At 63.7% G+C, this 7,945-nt stretch carries 12 protein-coding genes; all 12 read right to left on the bottom strand.

Features of this window, described 5'->3' with window-relative positions; genetic code table 11:
- Positions 1-143: 143 nt before the first annotated feature.
- Positions 144-590 carry a phage protease gene (locus RHBS_RS20475; RefSeq protein WP_128646336.1) on the bottom strand — a complete coding sequence of 149 codons (447 nt, stop codon included), beginning with the start codon at positions 588-590 and terminating at the stop codon, positions 144-146.
- A 6-nt stretch (positions 591-596) separates the two neighbouring features.
- Positions 597-1,496, bottom strand: a complete 900-nt coding sequence (locus tag RHBS_RS20470; protein ID WP_128646335.1) for a major capsid protein — start codon at positions 1,494-1,496, stop codon at positions 597-599.
- Between the two features lie 15 nt (positions 1,497-1,511).
- Positions 1,512-1,889 (bottom strand): capsid cement protein, encoded by a 378-nt coding sequence (locus tag RHBS_RS20465; RefSeq protein ID WP_128646334.1) that lies wholly within the window; start codon positions 1,887-1,889, stop codon positions 1,512-1,514.
- A gap of 6 nt (positions 1,890-1,895) precedes the next feature.
- The gene (locus tag RHBS_RS20460) at positions 1,896-2,513 is read right to left on the bottom strand and encodes a hypothetical protein (protein ID WP_236745396.1); all 618 of its coding nucleotides are present in this window, start codon (positions 2,511-2,513) and stop codon (positions 1,896-1,898) included.
- Positions 2,514-2,521: 8 nt separating this feature from the next.
- Positions 2,522-2,935, bottom strand: a complete 414-nt coding sequence (locus tag RHBS_RS20455; RefSeq protein ID WP_128646332.1) for a helix-turn-helix domain-containing protein — start codon at positions 2,933-2,935, stop codon at positions 2,522-2,524.
- Positions 2,932-3,489, bottom strand: coding sequence for a hypothetical protein (locus tag RHBS_RS20450; RefSeq protein WP_128646331.1), 558 nt, complete (start codon positions 3,487-3,489; stop codon positions 2,932-2,934). The genes RHBS_RS20455 and RHBS_RS20450 overlap by 4 nt, the downstream gene beginning before the upstream one ends.
- Positions 3,486-3,773, bottom strand: a complete 288-nt coding sequence (locus RHBS_RS20445; RefSeq protein ID WP_237669502.1) for a WhiB family transcriptional regulator — start codon at positions 3,771-3,773, stop codon at positions 3,486-3,488. The genes RHBS_RS20450 and RHBS_RS20445 overlap by 4 nt, the downstream gene beginning before the upstream one ends.
- 329 nt (positions 3,774-4,102) lie before the next feature.
- Positions 4,103-4,348, bottom strand: a complete 246-nt coding sequence (locus RHBS_RS20440) for a hypothetical protein (RefSeq protein WP_128646330.1) — start codon at positions 4,346-4,348, stop codon at positions 4,103-4,105.
- Between the two features lie 47 nt (positions 4,349-4,395).
- On the bottom strand, positions 4,396-5,523 hold the full coding sequence (locus RHBS_RS20435) for an AAA family ATPase (RefSeq protein WP_128646329.1): 1,128 nt from the start codon (positions 5,521-5,523) through the stop codon (positions 4,396-4,398).
- A complete protein-coding gene (locus tag RHBS_RS20430; protein WP_128646328.1) occupies positions 5,520-6,011 on the bottom strand; it encodes a hypothetical protein in 492 nt (163 codons plus the stop codon). The genes RHBS_RS20435 and RHBS_RS20430 overlap by 4 nt, the downstream gene beginning before the upstream one ends.
- Before the next feature lie 200 nt (positions 6,012-6,211).
- Complete coding sequence (locus tag RHBS_RS20425; protein WP_236745395.1) at positions 6,212-6,409, bottom strand: helix-turn-helix domain-containing protein; 198 nt, start codon at positions 6,407-6,409, stop codon at positions 6,212-6,214.
- Between the two features lie 202 nt (positions 6,410-6,611).
- Positions 6,612-7,742, bottom strand: coding sequence for a site-specific integrase (locus RHBS_RS20420; RefSeq protein WP_128646337.1), 1,131 nt, complete (start codon positions 7,740-7,742; stop codon positions 6,612-6,614).
- Positions 7,743-7,945: the final 203 nt, after the last annotated feature.

Genomic DNA, 7,945 nt, shown 5'->3' with positions numbered 1-7,945 from the left:
CGCTGCGTTGTTCCACCAACGCAGCGGCCGCTCCGGGTGCGCCGCCAGGGGCACCAGGGGAAACGGAAGCAAACCCAATCCCCGGCGGCGCTACCGCTGTCAGCGGTCCGGAAAGACGAACACTGACAGCGGAGCTTGTGCGATCACCACGAGACGTTCGACGGCAGCGGCTGGCCGTCGGGGTCGTTCACGCCGGGGTCGCTGTGGCCCAGTTCCTCGAGGGGGATCACGTTGGGCATCGACGCCAACACCTTCGCCATGGTCGGATCCGCTTCCAGAACGGTCATCCAGTGCGCCTTACGCGCCGGAGGAATCGCGCCCTTGGTGATCGCCGCGTTCACGGCCTGTTCGCGTTCACGCGTGGCCGCGGCGGCAGCGACTGTGCGTCCGCGTTCGGCTTCGGCCTTCAGCGTCTCGTACACGGTCGGATCGATCACGAGGCCGCCCGTCTTCGCCGCTACGGCCGCGGCATCGACCGGAGCCGTAGCCAGATCCTCAACAGCCAGGACCACCACTTCGGCGTCGGTCTCGTCCGGCTTCAGTCCCAATGCTTCCATCAACCGGGTGAGCTGTTCGGGTGAGAATTCCATGTCTTTCTAGCCTTCCAGTCCAATGATCTTGACCACGGCGTCTGGCTTCTCCGGAGCGAAATACGGATTCGCATAGCCCTGGACGTAGTGCTGGCGCTTACGACGGTCCGGGATCGTCTCAACCGTCAACGGAGTTTCGAACCCGACCTTGCCCAGGCCGCCCTTCTGCACGACGAACGCTGTACCGGCCGTGATCCGCGGCGTGCTGAACAGTTCGACGTCCGCCGACTTCAGCATCGCGTCCAACTGTTCGCCATACGAGGACCGAAGCGCGTGTGCCTGATTCGGGTGGACGACCAACAGATCGAACACCGTCCCCAGTTCCTTCAGTTCCGCGTGCAGACGCGCCGCCGAAATGTCCGCCGACGGCCGAAGCGCCGCCGGAGTGATCGAATCCGCCGGGCCGATGATCACAAGGTTTTCCCAGGACTGACCGGCGATCGTCTGTTCGGCACCGATCACGGCTTCCACGGCGTCCATGGCCGACTTGTTCAACTTGCGGACAATTGAATTCGTGAGCTGTTGCACCTGGGCGTTCAGGTACGACGTCAGGTTCCGCGTCTCCTGGGCGTCGGTAACCGGAAACGCGCCGCCGAAGTCCTCGACCAAGGCCTGGCGGACGTCAGGGTCCACGCCGTCCACGATCGGGTATTCACTTCCTTCGGTTCGCGCTTCGACATCGGCTCCGTCGGCTAGGAACTTATCCGCGGCCTTCGCCTGAACGAACAGGTACGAGCCACCGACCGGCGCCGGACCGGGCGTGAAGAACTTGTCCAGGACCAGTTCCGGTTCCGCCAGCTCCGCCACGCGGAAGGCGATCAGCTCCGGGCGCTGAAGTGCCATGGGAACGGTGATCTGCTGGCCCTGTCCGGTTCCGGACAGGGTGGGCTGAAGAATGCTGGGCATGTCGCCAAATCCTTTCTAGTACAACGAAACTTCGACGGCGGCACCGGACGCGGCGGCAGACAACGCGTAGCCGACAGCCTTCCCGGACGACAGCGTGACAGCCTGGCCGTCAGCGCCCACCTGGATTTCCGCAAACGCGGCGATCGCCCCGGACGCCTTCACCTTCACCACGCGGGAGTTACCACGGGCCAGACTGACCGGGCCACCGGACAGGGCGTCGTACTTCACGACTCCGGCGATCCGGCCGCCAGCGTCGGCGTGCGCTACCGGAATGCCTCCGGACGCGCCGCGGTTTCCGGTGATCTTCGCGAACCGGCCAGCGGTCACCGGAGCCGACGCGACGGCCGACAGATCCTGACCGGGTGAGTACCGATCGACAGTGAGATTTCCCATGTCGGTTTACTTCCCTTCGAGCGAATCGATAACGGACTGCGCACGACGAGCGCGACGCCGTGACGCGGCGACACGAACGGCTGTGCGTTGTGCAGGTGTAGGGGCGGACCGACCGACCGACGCCCGGACCAGCTGGCCACGGCTAGCCGCGGCGTGGCGGCCTCCGCTGTAGAGCTGAACCACGTCGTCCAGGCCGCGGAGCGTCGGAATACCTGCGGCCGTAGCACCCAGCAGGGCGACCGCATCGAGCACCAATGCGTGGCGGCTACCATCGGCGGCCTCGTAGTTCGTGAAGGCCTCCACCGACCTCTGCGGCCAGGCCGTGCGCATGGCGGCGGCAATCGAGGCCGGCACGTTCACGAGATCACCGACGAGGGTCTGGCCGTCGTCCACAATCTTCAGGTTCGCGATCTGTCCCAGCGCCGGATCGCCGTCGTAACGCGGATCGACATGTCCGATCTTCACGATCGGAGTCCGGCCAACGCCAGCGACACGAGCGGCAACGGCGGCGCGCAGATCCGCCGCGGTCACGTTCCACACGCCGGTAGAAATCTCCCACCGACCGACGCGGATCAGCTCGACTCCACGGACTGTGCGCAGATCCGGCCTAGGCACGACGGCCACCGATCGCGCTACCGATCGCGGTCAGCAGCGTATGCAATGACGGGACCGGACGCGAAATACCAGCGCCCACCGTGGCGACGCCCAGGCAGCTTCCCACGCGTGCGGAGGTCACGAACGTTGGCCGTGGTACAGCCGAGCAATTCGGCGACTTCGCGCGTGTCGAACTCGTGGTCATGAGCCGACTTTGACACAGCGGACAACGAAACCATTTGCGCCGCTTGCGTTCTTGCGTTTCGACTTGCGTTCACGTCAGCCGAAGCCGGGTCCATCATTGCCGCTTCCAGCTCGTTACGGAGTCCGTGCAGCGACGGGTGCAGCGGTGTCGGCTGACGAGCGTCCGCCAATGCGTCGATAGCGATCAGCGCCAGCCCGGCGTCGTGGCGCGAAATTATCACCGCGCCGTTGTCGATTCGTTGGATCACTGTTCCGCCTTCCACTCATCGATCGCCCGTTGCGCAACAACGACATTCCCCAGCGCCGTCCGACGCAACTGACGTAGGTCGTCGTCCGTCTTCGATATCCACCCGTCCTCGTACCGTGCGCGCGCCTGGGTGATCAACCGGACCCGTTCCGGGTACGACGTACCGGAGCCGTCGAACGCCGCCAGGCAGGCCGGATCGTCGGTCGGTGAATCGGTGACACCCAGGCGGGACAAGCCGTCCGCCGACACCGCAGTCAGCGGATCCCCCAGGGCCGCACCCGTCCACGCCGACGGCCCTTCGCGGTCGCTTCGGGTTACTCGGGGATGCCGACGGATCAGCCAGTCGATCAGCGCCAACGTCAGCCGCGCCCCGACCCGCGCCTGCAGAAAGTCGTACGGCACAGAGTCGCTCGGTTCGGTGTAGGACGCGACCCGCGCTGTTTCGATCGCGACGAGCAATTCGACTTCGAGCGTGCGTTCGGATCGTAGCTGTGCTTTTGGTCGCTCACCTGACGTACGTATCCGGTCTATGGCTTGTTCGATGCTCTCGGTCATTTCGTTTCGTCCTTCGAGGTTGAGTGTTGGTAGACGTGTCCGGCCACGACGCCGTGGCGTAAGCGCCGCGGTTCGGTGCGGATCCACGCGTGGCATTGCGCCAGCGCCGGGCAGCTCGAGCACAGGGCCAGGGCGTGTTCCTGCCGTGCCGTCACCGAAGCCAGCGATTCGCCGTGGCCTGCAGGGTCGAACAGATCCCAGCGCCCGCGACAGAGCGCACCGGGAAGGTCCGGTGTCGAACCGGCCAATACGTGGACGACACGCGCCGATCGCCGGGCGGTCACCGGACAGCCCCATTCCTTCTCATGAGCGTGGCGCGGTTGGGTGTGGTCATCGTTTCTCTTCTCTCTATTTCTTTTCCGATGCCTACGGTGACCGTTCGTTGACCCGCTGACCCAGGCCTACGGCACTGGGTCAACTGGGTCACCGGCCTAACCTGTTGACCCGCCTGTTGACCCAAGGCCTGGGTCAACTGGGTCGTTTAACCTGTTTCTGCTGCTCACAGCGATTTCTGTTGACCCACGCTGGTGGGTCAACAGGACGGTTTCTGTTGACCCACAGCGCTGGGTAAATAGAGGGGGCTGTGGGTCAACAGAACCGGGCGAAACGGACATCATTTCGAGGGCTCGGGAACGTCACCGAATGGCTCGTCGGCCGTCAGCGGACGTGGCCCCGGATACATCAACTTGGCCCGTTTCGGACCCAACTGCGAATGGATGCGTCCGGTGTTCTCGAGGCGTGTCAGCGAGGTCTCGGCATCGCGTCGACCGATCGAACTCGGCGCGGCATCGCCGCGGAAGTACTCCCGCTTCGGCAACCCTGGACGGTCTCTCACGGCCGCCAAGACGGCCTGATCCACGTCGCTCTCGATGTCTCTGTCGTCATCGAAAGGGTCGCCCTCGACAATCACGAGGCTGTCCCCCGACGGTTCCAGCGTAGCGCCAGCGGGTCGCCCTCGGCATCGTCCTTCGACTTCGTGACCTCGAGCGCCACCGACATACCCTTCGGGTTCCGTCGGTCCATGAAGAACGCGGCATCGGCCGCGCCGAACAGAGCCGACGATCCGCGGCCCGTCTTGTCACCGGCTTTCGTGGCGTGATGGACGAGCAGAACCGACGCCCCTGTCTCGTTCACGAGCCGGGTCAGATTGACGATCACGATCGCCATTTCCGACGCCGAATTTTCGTCGTGGCCGGCGCTGTAGCGATTGAGCGTGTCGACCACGATCAGCTTCGGTCGTAGCTCCGACGCGCGGTCCAGGAACCTCTGAAACGGGATCGAGTCTTCGACTGCCAAGTCGAACGTCTCGGTGAACAGCGTCAGGGCCTCGGCGCGAACGCCGTGGTGTTGCTCCCAGGCGGCAATGCGCTTCTTCACACCGAGCGCGCCTTCACCAACCATGTACAGAACGCGGCCTTGCTGTACGTCCCTACCCAGCCAAGCGGTACCCGTGGCGATCGAACAGGACCAGGACAGACCCAGAAACGACTTGAACGACTTCGGCGCTGCAACGAGCAGCGCGAGAGTCTGCTCGAACAGCAGTCCCGGAATCAGCGGGACCGGATTTGGCAGTTGGTCCAACCCGTCGCGGTTCACCCATGCGTCCTCGAACGCTGCCAACATGGCAGCGTTCTTCTCTGCGTCGAGCTGTGCGCGGCCCTGGATCTTTGCCGTCTCGTTCAGAACGTACTTCTGTGTGGCCTCGTAGACCTTGCTCTCTGCTGCCAGATCGAGGAAGCCGGAGGCTACGGGTCCGGTTGCGCCGTGGAAGTGTGCGAGCGCGTCGGCAAGTGAAGGCCACGGCATGTTCCACCCGTTCCGGATCCAATGCGGTAGCTCCGCAACCGTGGTGGCTGACAGCATCTTCTTACCGACAACGCCCCAGGCTTCTTTCGACAGCTTCGAGAAGTCCAGGAACGGTGGAACCTCACTGTCGTCGCCGTCGTAATCGTGGACGAAATCGAACGATTGTGCCTGTGTTGCAAGCGATTCGAGGACACTGTGGACAACCATTGCGGATACGTCGTCGGTCATGCCGCTACCACCTGGGCAGAAGCGGACGCGACCCCGTAGCGGATCGTTCGTTCGGCATCGGCCGCCGCCTCGGCCAGTGCGACCCCACAGGCAACGGCGTGACGAACGAGCACTTCGCCGATACCGAGCAGAGCAGACGTCATCGCAGCCACGGCTTCGGGATCAGCGTCGACCCCGTGCGCTCGTGGGTACAGACACGCGACGGCCTCCGCGGCCCAGAATCCAAGCGAGGCAAATCGATCGGCGCGGTAGCCGGGCAGCACTACCGTGCGTGCCGGTCCACGTCTCACCAGCTTGTCCTCGTCGCGAAGCTTCCACGCTCGCCATTCGGCGGACGATCGATCGGCTGGTTCGTCACGCCAGCGGTCCAGTCCTCCGGCGTACCTGTCGAACCATGGTGTGGTCAGGTCCAGCTCAAAGGCCGGAGCTTGTCGGGCTTCGGCCAGCAAATCGCGCAAAGTCTCGGTGACGCTGTAGTCTAAGTTCATTCGAATTCACCATTCGGTTCTGAAATCCCCGCGAGTCGCGCCGCGGGGATTTCGCTCTGTTAGGACTGCTGAAGTGGGATTCGGTCACAGTCTCGAACAGCACCGCTAAACGGCGGTATTGTCACCAGTGGAGAGATTGCCAAGTGATCGGCAACGATCATGCAGAGAATCCCCGGTTTCACAGCCGGGGATTTTTTGTGTCATCGAACCGGCCGCAGAAAGGCATCGAGGTCGACGGGATCGATTCTGATTTCGCGGCCTAGGCGAACGGCGGGAATCTGGCCCGACGCGATGTACCTGCGAATGGTGCGCACCGAGCAGCCAAGCTCCTGGGCGGCGCTGGCCTGGGTGATCAGCTCACGTCGGACGCGGATCGGGCGGGGGCGTGTGGTGGACACGGTGTCTCCGTTGAGTCAGAAGGACGAATGGGCCGTGGCGTTCGTTCGTTCGTGACCGTGTGGAGTCGTTAGCTCCGTGTCCAGAATTTCGGGGACGTCATCCCCGCCGTGGATTCCATTAATACACGTCGAATAAAATCTTGTCCATACCTGTCCACCCGACACAATCGTCTTCTAAAGAATCCACGGATTTAATAGTCCCCTATTTGGGATTTACTAGCGCTGACAACGCGGCCGCAATCGCTTTGTCACGACCACCGGCGACGTGCTGATAACGCAATGCAGCGGCCGGCGTCGAGTGGCCCAGGCGTCCCATCAGTTCGGCCAACGAGGCCCCGGTAGCCGCGGCGAGGACGGCCCCGGAATGGCGTAGGTCGTGGAATCGAAGATCGTCGCGCCCGGCCTTCGCCCGTGCGGCGTAGTACCTCCGGTACAACGTGGACGGCTGCAGATGGCCGCCGTTCACGGCTGGGAACAGCAGGGCATCCTTACCGGGGCCGACGTGGTCTTTCAGGTGCGCCTCGATGGCCGGTACCAAGTGCGGAGGTATCGCGACGTCGCGAGTACCCGCCTCCGATTTGGGGTCACCGACGACGAATTGACCGTCCACGCGGACGACGGCGCGGCGGATACGAATCACTTCATCTTTCAGATCCACGTCCCCGCGCCGCAGCTCCGTGATTTCTCCGAAGCGCATCGCGAGCCACGAGGCGAACAGGATCATGGCCGCCCACTGCTTCGGCATTTCTTCGGTGATCGTCGCCAGCTCCGGCAACGTCGCCGGTCGGATCTTGTGTACCCGCTTGGCAGATCCGGCCCCACGAATGTGGGCCGGGTTGTTCGCGATTTTCCCGTCACTGGCCGCCGTGGCCAGGACCGTCCGAACGAGACCATAGGCGTGGCTTCGTAGCGTCGGCGTGGCGGCGTCCAGCTTCGCATACCACCCGCGAACGTCGTCGGGCGTGATGGACGCCAACGGCAGCGAACCCAGGCCGGGCAGAACTTGGACGTCGAGCAACTTTCGGTAGTGCTCACGCGAGCGCGGTTTCAGGTCGCGTTGCGCGAGCCAGGCTTCGGCATACTCCCGAAACGTGATTCGCTTCGCCCGAACGGGTGCGACGTCGGTCGGTTCGATCCACTTGCCGCGGATGATGTCGGCCTGCTGCAGGGCCAACCAACCACGCGCATCGATCTTCGTCGTGAACGTCGTCGGGGCCTTGTGCCGACGCCCGTCGGGCCCGTAGTACAGAGCGCGATACCTCCCTGACGGCAGCTCTTGGACTGTCCCGAAAGTGCCCGCTTTCGCGTCCTTACGCCCTGTACCGCGCGCCATCAGTGCCCCGTTTCGTGAACTCATCGTGAACTCACTTGAGGCTACAGGCGTCCAATCGTGTCCGCTCGCGACCCGCGATACTGGGCGACATTTGTACAGTTCAGAACACTATTTCGGCAGCTCCACCCACCTGCTCCCAGTGACGCACGTAGCTAGTTCAATCCCAGTATCGCGCACCAGAAGTAAGACCAGGTCAGGCCCCC

This window comes from Rhodococcus sp. BS-15 (assembly GCF_000813105.1).
Classification (GTDB): Bacteria; Actinomycetota; Actinomycetes; order Mycobacteriales; family Mycobacteriaceae; genus Rhodococcoides.
The sequence above is the reverse complement of the archived record's forward strand: the minus strand, read 5'-3'. Positions and strand labels throughout refer to the sequence as shown.

Coding starts and splice junctions, on each gene's coding strand:
- RHBS_RS20475 (WP_128646336.1), bottom strand. CDS start 590: ATGGAATTCTCACCCGAACAGCTCACCCGGTTGATGGAAGCATTGGGA.
- RHBS_RS20470 (WP_128646335.1), bottom strand. CDS start 1,496: ATGCCCAGCATTCTTCAGCCCACCCTGTCCGGAACCGGACAGGGCCAG.
- RHBS_RS20465 (WP_128646334.1), bottom strand. CDS start 1,889: ATGGGAAATCTCACTGTCGATCGGTACTCACCCGGTCAGGATCTGTCG.
- RHBS_RS20450 (WP_128646331.1), bottom strand. CDS start 3,489: ATGACCGAGAGCATCGAACAAGCCATAGACCGGATACGTACGTCAGGT.
- RHBS_RS20435 (WP_128646329.1), bottom strand. CDS start 5,523: ATGACCGACGACGTATCCGCAATGGTTGTCCACAGTGTCCTCGAATCG.
- RHBS_RS20430 (WP_128646328.1), bottom strand. CDS start 6,011: ATGAACTTAGACTACAGCGTCACCGAGACTTTGCGCGATTTGCTGGCC.
- RHBS_RS20420 (WP_128646337.1), bottom strand. CDS start 7,742: ATGGCGCGCGGTACAGGGCGTAAGGACGCGAAAGCGGGCACTTTCGGG.